Here is a 21,430-nt window from a genome sequence, read left to right on the forward strand (position 1 = left end):
TCTCGGGGTCCATCATCTCGTTCAGCGCGTCGTAGAGCGGGCGCAAGTACGGGTCGATCTTGTCGGTGAGCGAGCCGGGCAGGTAGCCCAGCCGCTCCCGAACCGAAGGAAGACCCGCCCCCGTGAGCATCGAGATCAACAACGAGTCGAGCGTCCCCGTCGACGAGGCCGCCCTGCTGCGCCTCGCCGGCTACGCGCTCGACTCGCTCCACGTGCACCCCGACGCCGAGCTCGCGATCGTGCTGGTCGACGAGGGCGCGATGGAGCAGCTGCACGTGCAGTGGATGGACGAGCCGGGACCGACCGACGTGCTCAGCTTCCCGATGGACGAGCTGCGTCCCGGGACCGAGGACGAGCAGACCCCCGCGGGGCTCCTCGGTGACATCGTGCTCTGCCCGCAGGTCGCGCAGTCCCAGGCCGAGTCGGCCGGCCACTCCGTGCTCGACGAGCTGCAGCTGCTGACCGCCCACGGGCTCCTGCACCTGCTCGGCTTCGATCACGCCGAGCCGGAGGAGGAGCGCGAGATGTTCGGCATCCAGCGCGACATCCTGGTCGGCTTCCACATCAGCGAGCGACGCCGCTAGAGCGCGCCGTGCCCACTCTCCAGCTCCTCATCGCCGCCCTCGCGCTCGTCGCCGTCGGCGGCTGGTTCGCCGCGACCGACGCCGCACTCGGCGTCCTCTCGCGCAGCGACCTGCTCGACATGGCCCAGCACTCCCGCAGCGCCCGCGCTCTCCGCGCGATCGCGGGCGACATGAGCGCCCACGTCAACGTCGTCAACTTCTCGCGGATCGCGGCCGAGACGACGGCCGCGGTGTTCGTCACCACGGTGCTGGTCGTCGAGGTCCCGCAGCTCTGGCTCGCGCTCCTGCTGGCGGTCCTGATCATGGCGGCGGTGTCGTTCGTCCTGGTCGGCTCCAGCCCCCGCAGCGTCGGGCGCGCGAACGCCCGCGCGGTCCTGTCCACAAGCGCCTCGCTCGTGCACGTGCTCCGGCTCGCGCTGGGCCCGGTCGCGCACGGGCTCGTGGCCCTCGGCAACCGGGTGACGCCGGGGACCGGGCGCTCGGCGGGGTTCTCCTCCGAGGAGCAGCTGCTCAGCATGGTCGACGAGGCGACCGAGCAGGACGTGCTCGAGCAGGACGACCGCGAGCTGATCCACTCGATCTTCGAGTTCAACGACACCTTCGTCCGCGAGGTGATGGTGCCCCGCACCGACATGGTGACGATCGAGGCGACCTCCTCCGTCGGCGCCGGCATGGGGCTCCTGCTGAGCCGCGGCATCTCCCGGCTCCCCGTCATCGGCGACGGCGTCGACGACGTCCTCGGCGTGCTCTACCTGCGCGACGTGGCCCGGCACACCTACGAGCGGCCGGACGACGACGACACCGTCGCCGATCTCGCGCGCCCGGCGCTGTTCGTGCCCGAGTCGAAGAAGGCCGACGAGCTGCTCCGCCAGATGCAGCTCGAGTCCAACCACCTCGCGATGGTGGTCGACGAGTACGGCGGCATCGCGGGCCTGGTGACGCTCGAGGACCTCATCGAGGAGCTCGTCGGCGACATCTCCGACGAGTACGACCGCGAGGTCGACCTCTTCGAGGAGACGGCGCCCGGGGTCTACCGCGTCTCGGCGCGCCTGCCGGTGGACGAGCTCGGCGAGCTGTTCGAGCTCGACCTCGAGGACGACGACGTCGACTCGGTCGGCGGACTGCTGACCAAGGCCTACGGGCGCCTCCCCGAGCGCGGCGCGACGGCGCGGATCGGCGGAGTGCTGCTCGAGGCCGAGCAGGCGGACCCGCGCCGTGGGACCATCTCCACGGTGATCGTCCGCCGCGATCCCGATCTGGACACCGCCGGCGAGCCCGGCACCGGCCCCGTCGCGATCATCGCGGACGGCGGCACCACCACCCCCAGCCCGAGCACGGCTCCCACCCGTGGAGCCACGGGCGATCAGCACGAGGACGCACGATGACCGACACCACTCCCGCCGCCGCTCCCTACCGGGCGGGCTTCGTGTCCTTCGTCGGCCGCCCGAACGTGGGCAAGTCGACGCTCACGAACGCCCTCGTCGGCGAGAAGATCGCCATCACGAGCTCGAAGCCCCAGACCACGCGGCGCGCTATCCGCGGAGTGGTGCACCGCACCGACGGCCAGCTGATCGTCGTCGACACCCCCGGCATCCACCGGCCGCGCACGCTCCTCGGCGAGCGGCTGAACTCGCTCGTCACCTCGACCCTCGGCGACGTCGACGTGATCGGGATGCTGTTCCCGGCGGATGAGCCGATCGGCCCCGGAGACCGCTTCATCAACGAGCAGCTCGACTCCTTCCCGCGCGCCCGGAAGGTCGCGATCGTCTCGAAGGTGGACCTCTCCTCGAAGAAGTCCGTGGCGAAGCAGCTGCTCGCCGTCTCGGAGCTGCGCGAGTGGGACACGATCGTGCCGATCTCGGCCGTGACCGAGGAGCAGCTGGACGTCCTGGCCGTCGAGCTCCTGCGCCTGATGCCCGTCTCGCCCGCCCTCTACCCGGAGGAAGCGGTGACCGACGAGGACCTGTCCTCGCGGATCGCCGAGTTCATCCGCGAGGCCGCCCTCGAGGGCGTCTCGGACGAGCTGCCGCACTCCCTCGCCGTGACGCTCGACGACATGGTCGAGCGCGAGGACGGCTCGCTGATCGACATCTACGCCAACGTCTTCGTGGAGCGCGACAGCCAGAAGGGCATCATCATCGGCAAGGGCGGCCAGCGTCTGCGCGAGGTGGGAGCCGTCTCCCGCGAGCAGATCGAGCGCCTGCTGGGCCGTCGCGTGTTCCTCTCCATCCGGGTGAAGGTCGCCAAGGAGTGGCAGCGCGACCCGAAGCTGCTGGGGCGCCTGGGCTTCTGACGCCGGAGGACGACCGCGGTCACCCTCCAGGACGACGCCCCCGGGCGCGCGGACCCGTAGCGTGGTCCTCATGCGCGCCCTCCTCGACCGACCGGCGGCCCTGCCGATCGCCGGGGCGCTGCTCGCCGCCCTCCACCTGCTGCTCGGGCTCACCGGGGTCACTCCGACCGAGCGGATCGCCGGCGGCCTCGTGCTCGCGCTGGCCCTCGCGGTCGCGGGATTCCTGCCCGCGCTCGCCCCCTCGCTCGTCGCGGTCGGCGCGCTCGCCGACGGAGGCGTCCTGCTCGGCGGCGTCCCCGTCGACGGGGTGCTCGTCGGCCTGGTCGTCCTCTGGCAGACGACCCGCCGGGTGGGCCCCTGGACCCGTGCCCTGGCGCTCGCGGGCGGCCTGATCCTCGCCGGGATCGGCGGCGTCACCGTCGCGCTCGGCCTCTCCGGCCCGCTCGATCCGTCCGGGCTCCCGGCGCGCGTGGAGTTCGTGGTCCTCGCCCTGGTCGCCCTCGCGGTCGCCTCCGTGCTCGGTGCGGCGAAGGTCCTCGTGTACCTCAACGCGCTGCGGGCGCCGGTCCTCGCGGGCGATCGGATCGACGCGCTGCTGAACCGGGTCGCCGGTCCGCAGGACCCCTTCGCGGTGGGGGTCGCCGGTGGTCAGGCGCTGGTGCTCCTCCTCGTCGCCGGCCTCCCGTTCGCCGGGGTGGACGGCGCGATGCAGCTGCTGGTCGCGGGCGTGCTCGCGGTCGCGCTGGTGCTGCACCGGCGGTCCCCGGTCCTCGCCCTCTCGATCGCCTGGGCCGGCGCCGCCCTGCAGATGAGCGCGAGCCTCGCTCCCGGACCCGCGGATCTGGCCATCCTGGCCGTCCTCTTCGGCGCCGGCGCGTCGGAGTCGCGGCGGGTGCGGATCGCGGGCGCGGTGTCGGCCGTCCTCGGCGCTGTGGTCGCCGTCGTCTACCTCGTCCTCGTCTTCGACCTCGTCGCGAGCGCCTACGACGGCCTCCTGTCGGCCGGAGCCACCTTCGGCGGGATCCTCGCGACGCTCGGCCTCTCCTGGACCATCGGACTGCTCTCCCGGTCGGTCCGCCGGGCGCGGGAGGGCCAGACCCTGCGCGCGCAGGCCGAGCAGGAGCGCGCCCGGGCGCAGCGCGAGCTCGACACCGTGGAGGAGCGCAACCGGATCGCCCGCGACATGCACGACGTCGTCGCCCACTCCCTCGCCGTCGTGATCGCGCAGGCCGACGGCGCGCGCTACCTCGGCGCCACCAGCCCCGAGCAGACCGACGCCGCGCTGCTGACCATCTCCTCCGTCGCCCGGGACGCCCTCGGCGACGTGCGTGTGCTCCTCGCCCAGCTGCGGCACTCGCAGAGCGACGGCCCGCAGCCCGGCGCCCGCGACCTGCCGGCCCTCCTCGACAGCGTGGGCGGAGCCGGAGCCCCCGTCCGCGCCGAGCTCGCCGTCGACCTGGAGGCGGTGCCGCGCGCCGTCGGTCTGGCCCTGTACCGCATCGCCCAGGAGGCGACCACGAACGCTCTCCGCCACGGCCGCCCGGGCTCGCCGCTCGACATCGCCCTGCGCCAGGACGGCGGCGAGCTCGCCCTGACCGTGCGCAACGCCCGGTGCGCCGACGTCGAGCGCGACTCCCTGCCGGGCGAGGGCCACGGCCTGGTCGGCATGCGCGAGCGCGCCGCGCTCGTCGGGGGAGTGCTCGCCGCCGGCCCGGTCGGGGACGACTTCGTCGTCGACGCGCGCCTGCCCTCCTCCCCGTCCCTCGCCCGCACCGCCCCACCCCTCGCCTCCGGAGGCAGCCCCGCATGACCGACACCATCCGCCTCGTCCTCGTCGACGACCAGGCCCTCTTCCGCGCCGGCATCCGCATGCTGCTCGGCTCGCAGCCCGATCTCGAGGTGGTCGGCGAGGCCTCCGACGGAGCGGAGGGCGCGGAGCTGGTCGCGCGGCTGGCCCCCGACGTCGTGCTGATGGACATCCGGATGCCGGGCGTCGACGGGATCGAGTCGACCCGGCGGATCCTCGCGGACGCGCAGGAGCGGCGGGTCCAGCCTCCGCGCATCCTCGTGCTGACGACCTTCGACCTCGACGAGGCGGCCGCGCGCGCCATCCGGGCGGGCGCGAGCGGCTTCCTCCTGAAGGACACGGAGCCCGGCTTCCTCCTCGCCTCCGTCCGCACCGTGCACGCGGGGACCGCCGTGGTCGCCGCCTCCGCGACCCGCGAGCTCTTCGAGCACTTCGGGGCGGCGGGCAGCGGACGCGAGACCCCGCCCGCCTTCGCGACCCTCACCGACCGCGAGCGCGAGATCTTCCACCTGGCCGCGCGGGGGATGAGCAACACCGAGATCGCGCGCGCCGAGTTCCTGAGCGAGGCGACGGTGAAGACGCACATCAGCCGCACCCTCGGCAAGCTCGGCCTGCGCGACCGCGTGCAGCTGGTGGTCTACGCCTACGAGAACGGCCTGGTCTCCTAGAGCGGGACGCCGGGGTGACGCGCCGCGGGGGCGGTGCTACCCTGACCGGGTGCGCTTCGGACAGCTCCTCCTTCTCCGCCGCGACGAGATCTGATCCTCAGGCCATCCTCGTCGCGGAGTCCGTCGTCGGCTGAACCATCCCTCGCCCGCGAGGTCGATCCGCATCCGGATCCCCGCGAGACCGCCCGACCGGCACCGCCCACCAGCGGAGCCGCACGCGAGCGGGATCGGTCACGAGCGAGAACAGACACGTGCGCACCACTGCGCCGGGAGAGCACCTCATGCTGAACAACCAGAAGCCGTCGCCCATGCCGATCGGCAAGTACCGTCCCTTCCACGAGCTGATCGCCGTGGACCTGCCCGACCGCACCTGGCCGTCGAAGCGCATCACGACCGCGCCCCGCTGGTGCGCCGTGGACCTCCGCGACGGCAACCAGGCGCTCATCGACCCGATGAGCCCCGAGCGCAAGCGCATCATGTTCGATCTGCTGGTCCGGATGGGCTACAAGGAGATCGAGGTCGGGTTCCCGAGCGCGAGCCAGACCGACTTCGACTTCGTGCGCAGCCTCATCGAGGAGGGCGCGATCCCCGAGGACGTCACCATCCAGGTGCTGACCCAGGCCCGCGACCACCTGATCGAGCGCACCTACGAGTCGATCCGCGGCGCGCGCCAGGTGATCGTGCACCTCTACAACTCCACGAGCGTGCTGCAGCGCGAGGTAGTGTTCCGCAAGGACCGTCAGGGCATCATCGACATCGCGCTGGCCGGCGCCCGCAAGTGCCGCGAGATGGAGTCGACCGTCCCCGGCACGGCCGTCTACTACGAGTACTCGCCCGAGAGCTACACCGGCACCGAGCTCGACTTCGCCCGCGAGATCTGCGACCGCGTCGTCGAGGTCTTCGAGCCGACTCCCGAGCGCAAGGTCATCCTGAACCTGCCCGCCACCGTCGAGATGGCCACCCCGAACGTCTACGCCGACTCGATCGAGTGGATGAGCCGCAACCTCGCGCAGCGCGAGAACATCGTGCTGTCGCTGCACCCCCACAACGACCGCGGCACGGCCGTGGCGGCCGCCGAGCTGGGCTACCTGGCCGGCGCCGACCGGATCGAGGGCTGCCTCTTCGGCAACGGCGAGCGCACCGGCAACGTCGACCTGGTCGCGCTGGGCGTGAACCTCTTCACCCAGGGGATCGACCCGCAGATCGACTTCAGCGACATGGACGGCATCAAGCGCACCGCCGAGTACTGCAACCAGCTGCCCGTGCCCGAGCGCAGCCCCTGGGCGGGCGACCTGGTCTTCACCGCCTTCAGCGGCTCGCACCAGGACGCCATCAAGAAGGGCTTCGAGGCGATGCACGCCGAGGCCGAGCGGACCGGCCGCAGCGTCGACGAGCTCACCTGGGCCGTGCCCTACCTGCCGGTGGACCCGAAGGACCTGGGCCGCTCCTACGAGGCGGTCATCCGCGTCAACTCGCAGTCCGGCAAGGGCGGAGTCGCGTACCTGCTGAAGACGGACCACGCGCTCGACCTGCCGCGCCGACTGCAGATCGAGTTCTCGGGCGTCGTGCAGGCCAAGACCGACGCCGAGGGCGGCGAGGTCACGAGCGAGCAGATCTGGACGGTGTTCCAGGACGAGTACCTGCCGGCGCCCGCCGAGCGCGCCGACGAGAAGTGGGGCCGCTTCGAGCTGCTGCGCACGAACACGTCGAGCGATCTGGGCGGCAGCATCGCGCTGGACGCGGTCCTCCGGGTGGGCGACGAGCGCGTCTCGGCCAGCTCGCGGGGCAACGGCCCGATCAACGCCTTCGAGGCCGTGCTGGAGCAGCAGGGCGTCGAGGTCCGGGTCCTCGACTACGTCGAGCACGCGCTCAGCGCCGGCGGCGACGCGCTGGCCGCCTCGTACGTCGAGTGCACGGTGAACGGCCGCACCCTGTGGGGCGTGGGCGTGGACGCCGACATCTCGACCGCCTCCCTCAAGGCCATCGTCTCGGCCGTCAACCGCGCCCTGCGCGAGGAGGTCCCGGTCCGCGAGCTGGCCGGCGCCTCCGCCTGATCGGGCCCGATCCCCGCCGGGGGAGCCGTGACGGGTCGCGGCTCCCTCGGCGTTCTGGTGCGCGGACCGCGCGGAACGCCGCTCCCTGCGGCCGAGTCGGGCGCCGCTAGGTCCGGCGGCGCCAGCGCAGGCGCGGCACGCCGCTGAGCGCGCGCTGCTCGGGCAGGCTCCAGCCGTAGCGGACCGCGAGCAGCCGGATGACCGTGGTCACGCCCACCGCGAGCGGCGCGGCGAAGTCGATCGTCACTCCGAAGCGCAGCGCGAGGACCAGGACGCCCGTGCCCACCGAGGCCGCGACCGCGTAGAGCGAGCCGACGTGCATCAGCGCGATCGGCCGGTTCAGCAGGATGTCGCGGACGACGGATCCGCCGACGGCCGAGACGGTGCCGACGAACACGGCCGGCACCTCCGGCACGCCGAGCGACAGGGCCTTCGTGGTGCCGATCGCGCCGAAGAGTCCGAGGGTCAGCGCGTCGAGGGCGGTGATCGTCCCGTCGACCCGGTTCAGCAGGTGCTGGAGCAGCATCCCGAGCAGGGAGGCGGTCACCGCGACGATCAGGTACGCGTCGGTGTGCAGGGCCACCAGGGGCGTCTGGAGCAGCAGATCGCGGAGCACGCCGCCGCCGAGGCCGGTGGCCGTGCCGATGATCGTGACGCCGAGCAGGTCGATCCGGCGGTCGCGGAACTCGCCCGCGAACATCGCGCCCTGGAGGCAGCCGATGGCGATCGCGAGCAGGTCGGCCCAGGCCGGGATCTCGAAGAGGGAGGCTGCCACCCGGACATCGTTCCACGGCGCGGGCCCTGCTCCGGCCGGGCTGCCAGCCGGGTGTCGGGGGTCGGGGGGATAATCGGAGGATGCCCACCTATCGCGACGAAGCCGTGGTGCTCCGCACGCACAAGCTGGGCGAGGCCGACCGCATCGTGACGCTGCTCTCGCGCAGCCACGGCAAGATCCGCGCGGTGGCGAAGGGCGTTCGCAAGACCGGCTCCAAGTTCGGCTCGCGGCTCGAGCCGTTCATGGTCGCCGACCTCCAGCTCTACGAGGGCCGGAGCCTCGACATCGTCACGCAGGCCGAGTCGCTCGGCGCCTACGGTGCGCTGATCGCCGCCGACTACGACAGCTACACGGCGGCGAGCGCGATGGTCGAGACGGCGGACCGCCTCACCGACGCGGACGCCTCCCTGCAGCAGTACCTGCTGCTCGTCGGGGCCCTGCGCTCGCTCTCGAAGCACGAGCACGAGCCGGTGCTGACGCTCGACTCCTACCTCCTGCGGGCGCTCTCGATCGCGGGCTGGGCGCCCAGCTTCGAGGACTGCGCGCGCTGCGGCGCTCCCGGGCCCCACGGCGCGGTCGTGGTGCAGCTCGGAGGCGTCGTCTGCGCCGACTGCACGCCGCCCGGCGCACCGCGGGTCGCTCCGGAGGTCGTGGTCCTGCTGGGCGCACTGCTCACGGGAGACTGGGCCCACGCCGAGACCACCGAGCCGACCACGCGGTCGCGGGCGAGCGGAGTGGTCGCCGCCTACACGCAGTTCCACCTCGAACGCGGTCTGAGATCCCTGGAGCACGTCACCCGATGAAGCCCTTCACTCACAAGGACGCCGAGCCGTACCGCCCCCTCGACTGGACCGGGATCCACCCGCCTGCGATCCCGCGGAAGGCCGTTCCAGGGCACGTCGCCATCGTGATGGACGGGAACGGCCGCTGGGCGAACTCCCGCGGCCTGACGAGGATCGAGGGGCACAAGCGCGGCGAGACGGCGCTGCTGGACGTCGTGGCCGGAGCGATCCAGATCGGCGTGAAGCACCTCAGCGTCTACGCGTTCTCGACCGAGAACTGGAAGCGCTCGCCCGAGGAGGTGCGCTTCCTGATGGGCTTCAACCGCGATGTGCTGCACCGCCGCCGCGATCAGCTCAACGAGTGGGGCGTGCGCATCCGCTGGGCCGGCCGGAAGCCGCGCCTGTGGGCGTCGGTGATCAACGAGCTGCAGTTCGCCGAGGGGATGACCGCGGACAACGACGTGCTGACGCTCACCATGTGCGTCAACTACGGCGGGCGCACCGAGATCGCCGACGCGGTGCAGCGGCTCGCCGCCGAGGTCCAGGCGGGGCGGCTCAAGCCCTCCGGCATCTCCGAGAAGACGATCGCCAAGGCGCTCTACGTGCCCGAGATGCCGGACGTCGACCTCTTCGTGCGCTCCTCCGGCGAGCAGCGCACCAGCAACTTCCTGCTCTGGCAGAGCGCCTACGCCGAGATGGTGTTCCTCGACCGGCTCTGGCCGGACTTCACGCGGACCGACCTCTGGGACGCGATCGAGCACTACTCCGGCCGCTCCCGCCGCTTCGGCGGCGCGGTCGACGTGCCGGGGGCCTCCTCGTGATCCGGGTCGGAATCGTCGGCTTCGGGCTCGCGGGCAGCGTCTTCCACGGTCCGTTCCTCGCGGCGGATCCCGCTTTCGAGGTCGTCGCCGTCTCCACCCGCGACGCCGGTCGGAGGGCCGCGGCCTCCGCCGCGCATCCCGAGGCCCGGATCGTGCCCGACCTCGACGCGGTGCTCGCCGAGCGGCCGGAGCTGGTCGTGCTCGCCTCGCCGCCGTCGGTGCACCGGGAGCAGGCCGTCCGAGTGCTCGAGGCCGGAGTCGCCGTCGTGATCGACAAGCCCTTCGCACCGAGCGCGGCCGACGCGGACGCGATCATCGCCGCCTCCGAGCGGAGCGGTGCGCCCGTCTTCGTCTTCCAGAACCGGCGCTGGGACGCCGATCTGCTCACCCTCCGCCGCCTCCTGGGCGAAGGGGTCCTCGGCGAGGTCCTCCGCTTCGAGTCGACCTTCGAGCGCTGGAGCGCGCCGAAGACGGGCCGGTGGCAGAGCGAGACGGGTCCGGCCGAGGGTGGCGGGATCCTCTTCGATCTCGGCAGCCACCTGGTCGACCAGGCGCTGCTGCTGTTCGGCCCGGCGGTCGTCACGGCGGCCGAGACCCGGACCGTCCACGAGGGCTCCGCGAGCGAGGACGACGCGTTCGTCTCGCTCCTGCATCACAGTGGCGTCCGCTCCCACCTCACCATGAGCCGCGTCGCCCGGGCGACCGGCCCCCGCTTCCGCGTGCTCGGCACCCGCGCCGCCTTCAGCGTCGACGGTCTCGATCCGCAGGAGACCGCGCTCCGCACCGGCGGCGCCCGACCGGACGACGACGGCTTCGGCGAGGTCGCGCCGGAGGGATGGGGCGTCCTCGTCGACGACTCCGGCGCACACCCCGTGCCGAGTGAGCGGGGACGATACGCCGCGTTCCTCGAGCAGGTCGCGCTGTCCCTCCAGGACGGCGCTCCCTCGCCGGTCGACGTCCGCGAGGCCCGCGAGGTCGTCGCCGTGCTCGAGCAGGCGCACGCCCTCGCCGCCCGCTGACCGGGCCCGCCGCCGGCGCGCCCGGTCGCTCCCCGGTCTTGGCGATCCGGCTCCGGAGCGTCATCCTCGAGAGGTGAGCACCGCACTGCCGAACTCCGCCGACCTGCGCGCGCGCTTCGCCGGTGCCCGCGGCTACCACAACGCCTGCACCCTCGGCCTGCCGCCGCGGCAGACCGTCGAGGCGCTGCGGGCGGACCTCGACGGCTGGTCGTCCGGGGAGAGCACGGCCGCCGCCTACGGCGCTGTCGCCGAGCGCGCGCGTGCCTCGTTCGCCGCGATCGCCGGCGTCCCGGTCGACCGTGTCGCGATCGGCTCGCAGACCTCCGCCATGGCCGCCGTGCTCGCCGCCTCGCTGCCCGACGGGGCCCGCGTGCTCTGCGTGGACGGCGACTTCTCCTCCATCGTGTTCCCCTTCCTCGCCCAGGCGCACCGCGGAGTGACCGTGCGCTCCGTCGCGCTCGAGGCGCTGTCCGACTCCGTCGAGGACGGGGACGACCTCGTCGTCTTCTCCGCCGTGCAGTCCAGCAGCGGAGCGCTCGCCGATCTCGACTCCGTCCTCGAGGCGGCCGCGCGCCACCGAGTGCGGACCGCGTGCGACCTGACGCAGGCGGCCGGCGTCCTGCCGGTCGACGCCTCCCGCTTCGACGCGACCCTCACCCACGCCTACAAATGGCTGTGCTCGCCGCGCGGAGTGGCGTTCCTCACCGTCTCGCCCGCCTACGCGGCCGAGCTCGTCCCCGTGCAGGCGGGCTGGTACTCGGGGGAGGACGTGTGGTCGTCCTGCTACGGACCGGCCATGCACCTGGCCGAGAACGCCCGCCGCTTCGACGTCTCGCCGGCCTGGCAGGCGTTCGCCGGCGCCGAGGCGTCGCTCGCTCTGTTCCGCTCGCTCGACCTCGACGCGGTCTGGGCGCACGCCTCCGGCCTCGGCGACCTGCTGTGCGAGCGGCTTGACCGGGAGCCTCAGCACCGGGCGCTCGTGTCCTGGCCGGACGAGGGGGGAGCGGACCTGGAGCTGCTGCAGGCCGCGGGTCTGCGCGTCTCGGGCCGCGGCGGCCGGCTCCGCATCGCCTTCCACCTCTGGAACGACGAGTCCGACGTGGACGAGCTCGTCCGCGTGCTGCGGGAATAGCGGGGCGCCCCCTCCGTTGTCCTGGGGGTGAGTGCTGAGCCGAGCCCCCTGTCCGTCGACGTCTGGTCCGACATCGCCTGCCCCTGGTGCTACATCGGGAAGCGCCGGTTCGAGCGCGGGCTCGAGGCCTTCCGCGCCGCGCACCCCGAGGCTCCGGAGGTCGTCGTGGAGTACCGCAGCTTCGAGCTCTCGCCGGACACGCCGGAGGACTACCGCGGGGGAGAGGCGGCGTTCCTCGCCGAGCACAAGGGCATCCCGGAGGCGCAGGCGCAGCAGATGCTCGACTCCGTCACGGCGGTCGCGGCGGGCGTCGGCCTCGACTACCACTTCGAGTCGGTGCGCCACGTCAAGACGGTCACCGCCCACCAGGCGCTCCACCACGCCAAGGAGAACGGACTGCAGCTCGAGCTCGTCGAGCGTCTCCTGAGCGCGTACTTCGTCGAGGGCCGCGACCTGGCCGATCCGGAGGTGCTCGCCTCGCTCGCCGGCGAGGTCGGGCTCGACCCGGCGGAGACGCGCCGCGCTCTCGAGGACCGGCGCTACCTCGGGCGGGTGCAGTCCGACATCGCCCAGGCCCGCGAGTACGGGATCTCGGGGGTGCCGTTCTTCGTCCTCGACGGGCGCTTCGGCGTCTCCGGCGCCCAGGAGCCGGCGGCGTTCACCGAGGTCCTCGAGCACGTGCTGGAGCAGCGGGCGGCCGTCGCGTGAGCGGGCCGTTCGAGATGCTCGGCGACTCCGGCGGGCCGCTGTGCGAGGACGGCGTCTGCGCCGTGCCGCAGGCCGCGGAAGCGCAGGCCGAGGTGCCGCCGATCAGCGCGGAGGCTCCTCCACGGTGATGTCGGCCACGGTCGCGCCGTAGGCGGCCACGAGGGCGTCCGCGTCGACGACGGCGCTGCGCCCGTCGGCGCCGGCTCCCATCGCCACGCGGCGGCCGAGGATCCGCTCGTCGGCGTAGACCGGCCAGGCCGTCGTGGAGCCGATCGGGGTGATGGTGCCGCGCCGGTAGCCGGTCGCCTCGAGGGCGGCCGTCTCGTCCGGGAGGCGGAGCTTGTTCACTCCGACCACCGCGCGCAGCTTCGGCCACGCGATCTGCCGCCCGCCGGGGACCAGGGCGAACAGGTAGCCGCCGTCGTGGCGCTTCACCACGAGCGACTTCACGATGTCGCCGGGCTCGACGCCGAGCAGCGCGGCCGCCTCGTGCAGGCTGCCGGCAGCGGGCCTCTCCACGATCTCGACCGCCAGGCCGCGGGCGGACGCGTCCGCCTCCAGCCGCTGCGAACCGTCCTCCACAGGTGTGCTCCCGTTCATCTCTCCACCTCTCCGCTCGTCACTCCGCCTTCCCCAACACAGGATCTGGGAGAATCGATACCGATGTCCTCCACTCTCACGGCCGCCCCGCCCGCGCGCACCGCGCCGGCGCTCCGGATCGGCCCCCTCGAACTCGACGCGCCGGTGGTGCTCGCCCCCATGGCGGGCATCACCAACACGGCGTTCCGCCGCCTCTGCCGCGAGTTCGGCAACGGCCTCTACGTGAGCGAGATGATCACCTCCCGCGCGCTCGTCGAGCGCACGCCGGAGTCGATGCGCCTCATCCGCCACCACCCCAGCGAGTCGGTGCGCTCGATCCAGCTCTACGGAGTGGACCCGGTCACCGTAGCCGAGGCGGTCACCATGCTCGTCGCCGAGGACCGGGCCGACCACATCGACCTCAACTTCGGCTGCCCCGTGCCCAAGGTCACCCGGAAGGGCGGGGGAGCGGCCCTGCCGTGGAAGCTCCCGCTGTTCCGGCAGATCGTCGAGGGCGCCGTGAAGGCCGCCGGCGACGTCCCGCTCACCGTCAAGATGCGCAAGGGCATCGACCCGGACCACCTCACCTACCTCGAGGCCGCCCGTGCCGCCGAGGGCGCCGGGGTCGCGTCGATCGCGCTGCACGCGCGCACCGCCTCCGAGTTCTACAGCGGGCACGCCGACTGGTCGGCGATCGCCACGCTCAAGGAGACGGTCACGAGCGTGCCCGTGCTGGGCAACGGCGACATCTGGTCGGCCGAGGACGCGCTGCGGATGATGGCCGAGACGGGCTGCGACGGAGTCGTCGTCGGTCGCGGCTGCCTCGGGCGCCCCTGGCTCTTCGGCGACCTCGCCGCCGCGTTCGCCGGCTCCGACGAGCGGTTCCGCCCTTCGCTCGGACAGGTCGCCGAGGCGTTCCGCCGCCACGCGGAGCTGCTCGTCGACTTCTTCGAGAGCGAGGAGCGCGGCTGCCGCGACATCCGCAAGCACGTCGCCTGGTACTTCAAGGGCTACGCCGTCGGCGGCGACCTCCGCGCTCGCCTGGCCACCGTCGAGTCGCTCGCGCAGCTCGACGAGCTCCTGGCGACGCTCGACTGGACGCAGCCCTATCCGGGCGAGGCGGCCGAGGGGCAGCGGGGCCGCGCCGGCTCGCCCAAGGTCCCCTCCCTCCCGGACCGCTGGCTCGAGTCCCGCGAGCTCGACGCCGGGCAGCGCGACGCGGTCTCGGCCGCCGAGATCCACAACAGCGGTGGATGACCGCGCGCTCTGGGGGTACTCGCTCGTCGACACCGAGCGATTCCTGCCGGAGGACCACTCGACCCGCCGCTCCGACTTCGCCCGCGACCGCGCCCGGCTCTTCCACTCCAGCGCGCTCCGCCGCCTGGCCGCGAAGACCCAGGTGCTCAGCCCCACGGCGGGCGTCGACTTCGCGCGCAACCGCCTGACCCACTCGCTCGAGGTGGCGCAGATCGGCCGGGAGCTCGCCACGAGCCTCGACCTCGACCCCGACGTCGTCGACACGGCCTGCCTCGCGCACGACATCGGGCATCCGCCGTTCGGGCACAACGGCGAGCGCGCGCTCAACACCTGGGCCGAGGGGATCGGCGGCTTCGAGGGCAACGCGCAGACCTTCCGGCTGCTCACGCGGCTCGAGCCGAAGGTGTTCGGCGACGACGCCCGCCCCTACGGGCTGAACCTCACCCGCGCCAGCATCGACGCGAGCTGCAAGTACCCCTGGCCCGACACGCGCTCGGTCGCCGACCCGTCGGGACGCGCCAAGTTCGGCTTCTACGCCGACGACGCCCCCGCGTTCGCCTGGATGCGCGAGGGCGCCCCCGAGGGGGTGCGCTGCATCGAGGCCGAGGTGATGGACCTCTCGGACGACATCGCCTACTCCGTGCACGACTTCGAGGACGCGGTGGTCTCCGGCTACATCGACGTCGAAGCACTCGGCTCCCGCGCCGACCACGAGGACCTCGTGCAGTCGATGCACTCCTGGGTCGGCGGGGAGGTCGGACACGACGAGCTCGTCGCCGCCTTCGACCGTCTCGACTCGCTCGACGTGTGGGTCTCCTCCTGGGACGGCTCCCGCCGCGACCAGGCCCGGCTCAAGAACCTCACCAGCCAGCTCATCGGCCGCTTCGCCGCCGCCGCCACCGAGGCCACCCGCGAGGCGTACCAGCACCCCGACCTCGTCCGCTTCGGCGGCCACGTCGTCGTCCCCCGCGAGCAGCAGGCCGAGATCGCCGTGCTCAAGGGGATCGTCGCGACGTTCGTGATGTCGCGGAACACCCGCCAGCCCATCTACGCCCAGCAGCGCGAAGTCCTCACCCGCCTCGCCGACACCCTCCTCGACCGCGGCCCGGGATCCCTCGAGCCCGGCTTCGCCGAGGACTGGCACGCCGCCCCCGACGACGACGCCCGCCGCCGCGTCGTCGTCGACCAGGTCGCCAACCTCACCGACCAGAGCGCCCTCGCCTGGTTCGAGAGGCTGTGCTGATGCGCTGAGCCGGGCGGCGCCCGGCTCAGCTGTGACGCCGGTCCCTGCCCGGCGTCACCGCGGTCGGCTTGTCGAGGTGGTGCGCTCCAGGGAGCGGGGTGCGTCCGCCTGAGGCGATCCGCTGTTACGCGGATCGTCCGTTCGGCGGTGCTCGATTGCACGCCGGTCCTCGCCCGGCGTGGCGCGGTCGGCTTCTCGGGGTGGTGCGGTTCGTGGAGCGGAGTGCGTCCGCCTAGGGCGATCCGCTGGCACGCGGATCGGCCGTTCGGCGGTGCCGGTGGCACGCCGGTCTCTGCCCGGCTCGGCGCGGTCGGCGGTGCTCGATTCCACGCCGGTCCCTGCCCGGCGTGGCGCGGTCGGCTTCGCGGGGTGGTGCGTTCCAGGGAGCGGGGTGCGTCCGCCTAGGGCGATCCGCTGGCACGCGGATCGGCCGTTCGGCGGTGCCGGGGGCACGCCGGTCACCGCCGGGCGTCACCGCGGTCGGCTTGTCGGGGTGGTGCGTTTCGTAATGCGGGGTGCGTCCGCCTAGGGCGATCCGCTGGCACGCGGATCGGCCGTTCAGCGGTGCCGGGGCACGCCGGTCACCGCCAGGCGTCACCGCGGTCGGCTTGTCGGGGTGGTGGGTTCCAGGGAGCCGGGTGCGTCGTCTGAGGCGATGTGCTGGTGTGCGGGTCGGCCGGTCGGCTCGGAGGGCGGGGAGGGCACCGCACCGCGAGGCGCGGAGGGGCGCGGGGCGGCGGGTACGGTGAGGGCGTGGGAGCGGAGCGGACACGGCAGCGGATCCTCGAGGCGGCGACGGAGGAGTTCGCGGCGCACGGGCTGGCGGGAGCGCGGGTCGACCGCATCGCGGCACGGTCGGGGATGAGCAAGCCGATGCTGTACTCGCACCGGCCGACGGCGCGCGAGGCCGTCGCCGCCGTCGTCCGCGTCAGTGCGGAGGGGTACTCCGCGCCCGGCACTCCTGCCGGCTGCTTCGTGCTGAGCGAGCCGCGGCTCGAGGCCCGTCGCCGCGAGATGGAGGCGCTCGTCGCTGCCCGGGTCGAACGCGGGATCGAGGAGGGCGACGTGCCGCCGGAGACGGACGCCGGATCCGTCGCCGCCTTCGTCGTCGCCGTGCTCAGCGGGATGTCGACGCAGGCCCGCGATGGAGCACCGGCGGACCGCATCGCGGTCATCGGCGAGCTCGCACTCGGCGCGCTGCCGGCGGCCACGGGCGTGCGAGCCGCAGGGCGCACGCCGGGAGCTCCCGGATGAGACTGCGTCGGCCGCGTCTCGGCCTCCTCGCCCCGGTCGTCGCGGGGCTGCTGCTGGTCCAGCCCGCCGCGGCCTCGGCGGCACCGCTGCTCCCTCCCGCGAACGGCGTCCTCGACTACCAGCTGGGAGGCGCCTACGCTCCGGCGTCGAGCGTCACCATCGTCGACCGCGACCGCACGGACGCGCCCGCCGCCGGCCGCTACAGCATCTGCTACGTGAACGCCTTCCAGACCCAGCCCGGCGAGAGCGCCGCCTTCGCGAAGCGGCACCCCGAGCTCCTGGTGAGGCGAGCGGACGGGAAGCCCCTCGCCGATCCGGGCTGGCCGGACGAGTACCTCTTCGACGTCTCGACCGCCGCGAAGCGGACCGCTCTGCTCGCGATCGTCGGCGCCTGGATCGACGGCTGCGCCGAGGACGGCTTCGACGCCGTCGAGGCCGACAATCTGGACAGCTACACCCGCTCGGGCGGGAGGCTGACGAAGTCGCAGGCGCTGGCGTTCGCCACCCTCCTGACGGCGCGCGCTCACCGCTCCGGCCTGGCGATCGGCCAGAAGAACGGAGCCGATCTCGCCGCTGCCGGGAAGAGGACGGTCGGCTTCGACTTCGCCGTCGTCGAGGAGTGCCAGGTCTACGACGAGTGCGCGGCGTACACGGACGTCTACGGGCGCCAGGTCTACGAGATCGAGTACACCGACAACGGCCGGTCCGCCTACTCCGAGGCCTGCGCCGCGCAGGGCCGGAGCATCTCGGTCACCCTCCGCGACCGCGACGTCGTTCCCCGTGGCGCAGCGGGCTACGTGAACCGGCACTGCTGACCCCGGGCGGCCGCTACCGCAGGGCTCCCAGCACGACGGCCGCGGCGCGGGCGACCAGCGCGTCGTCGTAGTCCGCCTCGGGGTCGTTGCGCGCCGAGAGGATCGACAGCACGACCGCGTCCCGCCCGGGAGGCGTCACCACGGCGACGTCGTTGCGGATCCCGCCGGCGCCCCCGGACTTGTCCGCGACGCTCCAGCCGGCCGGAGCGCCCGCCCGGACGAGAGTGTCGCCGGTCGCGTTGCCGCTCATCCAGTCGAGCAGGAGTGCCCGGTCCTCCGCGGACAGCACGTCACCTGTGGCGACCGCGACGAGGTCCGCCGTGAATGCGGCCGGGGTGGTGGTGTCGTCGATGCTGCCGGGATCGATCGTGTTCAGAGCGGGCTCCTCGTTCACCACCTCGGTGGTGGTGTCGCCGAGAGCCTCCAGTCCTCGGTCGAGGGCGGAGGGTCCGCCGAGGCGCCGGAGGACGAGATTCAGCGCTGTGTTGTCGCTCCGGCGGACGGCCGCCTCGGCGAGCTGCGACAGCGGCAGGCCGGCGGCGGTGCTCTCCTCCGTGACGGGGGAGTAGCCCGCCGCCTCGACGTCGGCCACGGTCCAGGTGACCACCTCGTCCCGCTCGGCGGCGGGGACGGTGCGCAGGAACTCCGCCGCGGCGAGGGCTTTGAGGCTCGAGGCGAAGCCGAAGCGCTCGTCGGCCCGGTGATCGACCCGGCGACCCGAACCGGTGTCGACGGCGCTGACGCCGATCCGGGCGTCGAACTCGTTCTCGAGCACGGCCAGCTCGGCGGAGACGTCGATCGGAGGAGGGGTGGCGGAGGACGCCGACGACGGCACGGAGGCGGACGACGGCGGCGCGACCGGGGTGTCCGCCGTGGTGGTGCACCCTGCGAGGGCCAGGAGGAGGGCGGAACCCGCGAGTGCGCGGAGGGTCAGCGACGACCCTCTCGAACGGTTCACAGCGCGGAGTAGACGACGAAGAAGGCGACAGCGGCCGCCGCGGTGACGCCGAGCGCCGCGAGCGAGACGAGTGCGCGCGGCCTCCTCTGCACGACGGCCAGGACGAGGAAGCCCGCGCCCAGGACGATCTGGAGCCACCAGTACACCGGACTCGTGGTGTCGGCGACCGCGCCCAGCGCCCAGACGCCCTCGCCGATCAGCACGCCCGAGAGCGGCGCGACAGCCAGGACGCGCCAGGTCCTCGAGCCGTGGAGGGTGAGTGCGGCGGCGGCCCCCAGGAGCGGCCCGGCAGGGACGGCGAGCAACCAGAAGACGTCCGTGAAGGGAGGCGAGTAGCCGAAGCCGCGCGCCGCGGTCACCAGGTCGTAGCCCTCGAGCAGCGCCCAGAAGCTCAGCAGGCCGAGCGCGGCCCCCGCTGCCGGTCGGGCGCCGCCGAGGCGCACGAGCGCGAACACGAGCATGGACCAGCCCCCGGAGGAGTTGGCGAACGAGCTCACCGACGGCGGGAGGGAGCCCTGCAGCAGGCTGGTGAGCCCGCCCAGGACGAGACCGCCGAGCAGGGCGACGAGCAGAGCACGCAGGAGAGGCGGGCTGGAGGCGGCAGGGGGCATGGGTCGATTCTCGGAGACGGCGGGCCGGTGCGGATCAGGGATGACCCTCATCTCGGGGTGCGGGTGGATCACAGGTCTCGGGGTGATCCGCGCCGCCCTGGTGCAGTTCTCCCCACCCCGGCTCGGCGGCCCCGGCGGCCGATACGATGGACCCCATGCCTCGGATCCGACAGTCAGATGTCGAGGAGGTCAAGGCGCGGGTGAACATCGGCGACGTGATCGGCGAGTACGTCACGCTGAAGTCGGCCGGCATCGGCTCGCTGAAGGGCCTCTGCCCCTTCCACGACGAGCGCAGCCCCAGCTTCCACGTCCGCCCGCAGGCCGGCTTCTACCACTGCTTCGGCTGCCAGGAGTCGGGCGACGTCTACAGCTTCGTCATGAAGATGGACCACAGCTCGTTCAGCGAGACCGTCGAGCGCCTCGCCGGGCGCATCGGCTTCCCGCTGCAGTACGAGGACGGCGACGGCCGCGCGCCCGAGACCGGCGGGCGAGCGCGCCTCCTCGCCGCGAACGACGCCGCGGAGGAGTACTTCCGCGAGCAGCTCGCGACCCCGGGCGCCGACGTCGGCCGGCGCTTCCTCGGCGAGCGGGGCTTCGACCGCGCCGCCGCCGACCGCTTCGGCGTCGGCTTCGCACCCGACGGCTGGGACGGGCTCACGACCGCGCTCAAGCGCCGCGGCTTCTCGGAGGAGGAGCTGACCACGGCCGGCCTGGTCAGCAGCAACAACCGCGGCGGCGTCTACGACCGCTTCCGCGGCCGCCTCGTCTGGCCGATCCGCGACGTGACCGGCCAGACCGTCGGCTTCGGCGCCCGCCGCCTCCTCGAGGAGGACAAGGGCCCCAAGTACCTCAACACCCCCGAGACGCCCGTCTACCACAAGTCCCAGGTGCTCTACGGGCTCAACCTCGCCAAGCGGGACATCTCCCGCGGGCACCGGGTGGTCGTCGTCGAGGGCTACACGGACGTCATGGCCTGCCACCTCGCCGGCGTCACCACCGCGGTCGCCACCTGCGGCACCTCCTTCGGCGTCGACCACATCAAGGTGCTGCGCCGGGTGCTGGGCGACGACAGCGGCGTCGGCGAGGTCGTCTTCACCTTCGACCCCGACGCGGCGGGCCAGAAGGCGGCGATGCGCGCGTTCCAGGAGGAGCACCGCTTCGCCGCGCAGACCTTCGTCGCCGTCGCGCCCGAGGGCCTGGACCCCTGCGACCTCCGCCTGAACCGCGGAGACGACGCCGTCCGCCGCCTCATCGACGACAAGAAGCCGATGTTCGAGTTCGTGATCCGGCAGCTGCTGGACCGCTACGACCTCGAGACGGTCGAGGGCCGGATCGCGGCCCTGCGCGCGGCCGCCCCGGTCGTCGCCGAGATCCGCGACCCGGCGCTGCGGCCCGGCTACTCCCGCGAGCTCGCCCGGATGCTCGGCCTGGACATGGCCGAGGTCAACTCCGCCGTGCGCTCCGCCGGATCCCGGCCCCGCTCCTCCGGACCCGAGGGCCGCGACCAGCAGGGCGGGCGGGGCGGCGGCGAATCGTCCGCGGCCGAGGCGCCCCTCGGCGCGCGCATCGCCGACCTCCCCGTCGACGTCGTCACGCGCATCGAGCGCGAGGCGCTGATGGCGATGCTCCAGCTGCCCCAGGCGATGGGTCCGGAGCTCCTGGCCAGGGCGGCGCACGCGGCGGTCACCAACGAGACCCTCCGCGTGGTCCGCGACGCCGTGGTCGCGAACCTCGAGCGGGCGGAGGACCGCGACTGGGTCGAGCACGTCGCCGACGACGTCCCCGGCCCCTTCGCCTCGCTGGTGCGCCAGCTCGCGGTGGCGCCGATCCCGGCCGCCGACGAGGAGGGGCTCGCCCGCTACTCCCGCGACGTGGCGATCTCGCTCATCGAGCGCGACCTGCTCCGCGAGATCGCCGAGCTGCGCGGGGCGCTCCAGCGCGCGTCCGCCGATCCGGTGATGGCGCGCGCGGTGCAGGTGCGACTGGTCGAGCTCGAGCGCGAGAAGCGGGCGCTGCGCTCGGAGTGAGCGTGTTGCGGTCGTGTGAAGAAATCGGCCGCACGCCTGTGCC

20 protein-coding genes and 1 pseudogene are annotated in these 21,430 nt (G+C 73.2%); 16 read left to right on the top strand and 5 right to left on the bottom strand.

What is annotated here, in order from left to right:
- Positions 1-97 (bottom strand): annotated as a pseudogene (locus C5C33_RS09300) (PhoH family protein); the annotation flags it as partial.
- Positions 98-122: 25 nt separating this feature from the next.
- On the opposite strand from C5C33_RS09300, the gene ybeY reads away from it, so the two are divergent.
- From ybeY to leuA, 6 genes are all read left to right on the top strand, one after another.
- Entirely contained in the window at positions 123-584 is a 462-nt protein-coding gene (ybeY, locus tag C5C33_RS09305) for an rRNA maturation RNase YbeY (protein ID WP_104223424.1), read from the top strand.
- Between the two features lie 8 nt (positions 585-592).
- On the top strand, positions 593-1,969 hold the full coding sequence (locus C5C33_RS09310; RefSeq protein ID WP_104223425.1) for a hemolysin family protein: 1,377 nt from the start codon (positions 593-595) through the stop codon (positions 1,967-1,969).
- Positions 1,966-2,877, top strand: a complete 912-nt coding sequence (gene era / locus C5C33_RS09315; protein WP_104223426.1) for a GTPase Era — start codon at positions 1,966-1,968, stop codon at positions 2,875-2,877. The genes C5C33_RS09310 and era overlap by 4 nt, the downstream gene beginning before the upstream one ends.
- A 70-nt stretch (positions 2,878-2,947) precedes the next feature.
- Positions 2,948-4,687: a sensor histidine kinase gene (locus C5C33_RS09320; RefSeq protein WP_146078832.1), complete on the top strand. Its 1,740-nt coding sequence runs from the start codon at positions 2,948-2,950 to the stop codon at positions 4,685-4,687.
- Positions 4,684-5,352 (top strand): response regulator transcription factor, encoded by a 669-nt coding sequence (locus C5C33_RS09325; RefSeq protein ID WP_104226697.1) that lies wholly within the window; start codon positions 4,684-4,686, stop codon positions 5,350-5,352. The genes C5C33_RS09320 and C5C33_RS09325 overlap by 4 nt, the downstream gene beginning before the upstream one ends.
- A gap of 281 nt (positions 5,353-5,633) precedes the next feature.
- Positions 5,634-7,406: a 2-isopropylmalate synthase gene (gene leuA / locus C5C33_RS09330; RefSeq protein WP_104260972.1), complete on the top strand. Its 1,773-nt coding sequence runs from the start codon at positions 5,634-5,636 to the stop codon at positions 7,404-7,406.
- A 106-nt stretch (positions 7,407-7,512) separates the two neighbouring features.
- Here leuA and C5C33_RS09335 read toward each other — a convergent pair whose 3' ends face one another.
- The gene (locus C5C33_RS09335) at positions 7,513-8,181 is read right to left on the bottom strand and encodes a trimeric intracellular cation channel family protein (protein WP_104223430.1); all 669 of its coding nucleotides are present in this window, start codon (positions 8,179-8,181) and stop codon (positions 7,513-7,515) included.
- An 80-nt stretch (positions 8,182-8,261) separates the two neighbouring features.
- On the opposite strand from C5C33_RS09335, the gene recO reads away from it, so the two are divergent.
- From recO to C5C33_RS09360, 5 genes are all read left to right on the top strand, one after another.
- Positions 8,262-8,984 carry a DNA repair protein RecO gene (gene recO, locus C5C33_RS09340; RefSeq protein WP_104223431.1) on the top strand — a complete coding sequence of 241 codons (723 nt, stop codon included), beginning with the start codon at positions 8,262-8,264 and terminating at the stop codon, positions 8,982-8,984.
- Positions 8,981-9,784: an isoprenyl transferase gene (locus tag C5C33_RS09345; RefSeq protein ID WP_104260973.1), complete on the top strand. Its 804-nt coding sequence runs from the start codon at positions 8,981-8,983 to the stop codon at positions 9,782-9,784. Before recO ends, C5C33_RS09345 begins: the two co-directional genes overlap by 4 nt.
- Positions 9,781-10,803 carry a Gfo/Idh/MocA family oxidoreductase gene (locus tag C5C33_RS09350; RefSeq protein ID WP_104260974.1) on the top strand — a complete coding sequence of 341 codons (1,023 nt, stop codon included), beginning with the start codon at positions 9,781-9,783 and terminating at the stop codon, positions 10,801-10,803. Before C5C33_RS09345 ends, C5C33_RS09350 begins: the two co-directional genes overlap by 4 nt.
- 73 nt (positions 10,804-10,876) lie before the next feature.
- Entirely contained in the window at positions 10,877-11,935 is a 1,059-nt protein-coding gene (locus C5C33_RS09355; RefSeq protein WP_104247507.1) for an aminotransferase class V-fold PLP-dependent enzyme, read from the top strand.
- Positions 11,936-11,962: 27 nt separating this feature from the next.
- Complete coding sequence (locus C5C33_RS09360) at positions 11,963-12,643, top strand: DsbA family protein (RefSeq protein ID WP_104234453.1); 681 nt, start codon at positions 11,963-11,965, stop codon at positions 12,641-12,643.
- A gap of 102 nt (positions 12,644-12,745) precedes the next feature.
- Here C5C33_RS09360 and C5C33_RS09365 read toward each other — a convergent pair whose 3' ends face one another.
- Positions 12,746-13,243 (bottom strand): aminoacyl-tRNA deacylase, encoded by a 498-nt coding sequence (locus C5C33_RS09365; RefSeq protein WP_104260975.1) that lies wholly within the window; start codon positions 13,241-13,243, stop codon positions 12,746-12,748.
- A gap of 63 nt (positions 13,244-13,306) precedes the next feature.
- Between C5C33_RS09365 and dusB the strand changes: the two genes are divergently transcribed.
- From dusB to C5C33_RS09385, 4 genes are all read left to right on the top strand, one after another.
- On the top strand, positions 13,307-14,479 hold the full coding sequence (gene dusB / locus C5C33_RS09370) for a tRNA dihydrouridine synthase DusB (protein ID WP_104223437.1): 1,173 nt from the start codon (positions 13,307-13,309) through the stop codon (positions 14,477-14,479).
- On the top strand, positions 14,472-15,722 hold the full coding sequence (locus C5C33_RS09375; RefSeq protein ID WP_104260976.1) for a deoxyguanosinetriphosphate triphosphohydrolase: 1,251 nt from the start codon (positions 14,472-14,474) through the stop codon (positions 15,720-15,722). The genes dusB and C5C33_RS09375 overlap by 8 nt, the downstream gene beginning before the upstream one ends.
- A 753-nt stretch (positions 15,723-16,475) precedes the next feature.
- Positions 16,476-16,976, top strand: a complete 501-nt coding sequence (locus tag C5C33_RS18975) for a TetR family transcriptional regulator (protein ID WP_104226690.1) — start codon at positions 16,476-16,478, stop codon at positions 16,974-16,976.
- Positions 16,973-17,791 (top strand): endo alpha-1,4 polygalactosaminidase, encoded by an 819-nt coding sequence (locus C5C33_RS09385; protein ID WP_104260977.1) that lies wholly within the window; start codon positions 16,973-16,975, stop codon positions 17,789-17,791. The genes C5C33_RS18975 and C5C33_RS09385 overlap by 4 nt, the downstream gene beginning before the upstream one ends.
- A gap of 13 nt (positions 17,792-17,804) precedes the next feature.
- Here the strand turns inward: C5C33_RS09385 and bla are convergent, their stop codons facing one another.
- Positions 17,805-18,749 carry a class A beta-lactamase gene (gene bla, locus C5C33_RS09390; RefSeq protein ID WP_258069212.1) on the bottom strand — a complete coding sequence of 315 codons (945 nt, stop codon included), beginning with the start codon at positions 18,747-18,749 and terminating at the stop codon, positions 17,805-17,807.
- Positions 18,746-19,360, bottom strand: coding sequence for a DUF6518 family protein (locus tag C5C33_RS09395; protein ID WP_181136226.1), 615 nt, complete (start codon positions 19,358-19,360; stop codon positions 18,746-18,748). The genes bla and C5C33_RS09395 overlap by 4 nt, the downstream gene beginning before the upstream one ends.
- A gap of 155 nt (positions 19,361-19,515) precedes the next feature.
- Between C5C33_RS09395 and dnaG the strand changes: the two genes are divergently transcribed.
- Positions 19,516-21,387: a DNA primase gene (dnaG, locus tag C5C33_RS09400; RefSeq protein ID WP_104260978.1), complete on the top strand. Its 1,872-nt coding sequence runs from the start codon at positions 19,516-19,518 to the stop codon at positions 21,385-21,387.
- Positions 21,388-21,430: the final 43 nt, after the last annotated feature.

It is taken from the genome of Rathayibacter sp. AY1H3 (assembly GCF_002932015.1).

Excerpts from the sequence above, each read along its gene's own strand:
- dnaG (WP_104260978.1), top strand. The coding sequence starts at position 19,516 with ATGCCTCGGATCCGACAGTCAGATGTCGAGGAGGTCAAGGCGCGGGTG.
- C5C33_RS09325 (WP_104226697.1), top strand. The coding sequence starts at position 4,684 with ATGACCGACACCATCCGCCTCGTCCTCGTCGACGACCAGGCCCTCTTC.
- C5C33_RS09345 (WP_104260973.1), top strand. The coding sequence starts at position 8,981 with ATGAAGCCCTTCACTCACAAGGACGCCGAGCCGTACCGCCCCCTCGAC.
- C5C33_RS09385 (WP_104260977.1), top strand. The coding sequence starts at position 16,973 with ATGAGACTGCGTCGGCCGCGTCTCGGCCTCCTCGCCCCGGTCGTCGCG.
- C5C33_RS09365 (WP_104260975.1), bottom strand. The coding sequence starts at position 13,243 with ATGAACGGGAGCACACCTGTGGAGGACGGTTCGCAGCGGCTGGAGGCG.
- C5C33_RS09395 (WP_181136226.1), bottom strand. The coding sequence starts at position 19,360 with ATGCCCCCTGCCGCCTCCAGCCCGCCTCTCCTGCGTGCTCTGCTCGTC.
- C5C33_RS09320 (WP_146078832.1), top strand. The coding sequence starts at position 2,948 with ATGCGCGCCCTCCTCGACCGACCGGCGGCCCTGCCGATCGCCGGGGCG.
- dusB (WP_104223437.1), top strand. The coding sequence starts at position 13,307 with ATGTCCTCCACTCTCACGGCCGCCCCGCCCGCGCGCACCGCGCCGGCG.
- recO (WP_104223431.1), top strand. The coding sequence starts at position 8,262 with ATGCCCACCTATCGCGACGAAGCCGTGGTGCTCCGCACGCACAAGCTG.
- era (WP_104223426.1), top strand. The coding sequence starts at position 1,966 with ATGACCGACACCACTCCCGCCGCCGCTCCCTACCGGGCGGGCTTCGTG.
- leuA (WP_104260972.1), top strand. The coding sequence starts at position 5,634 with ATGCTGAACAACCAGAAGCCGTCGCCCATGCCGATCGGCAAGTACCGT.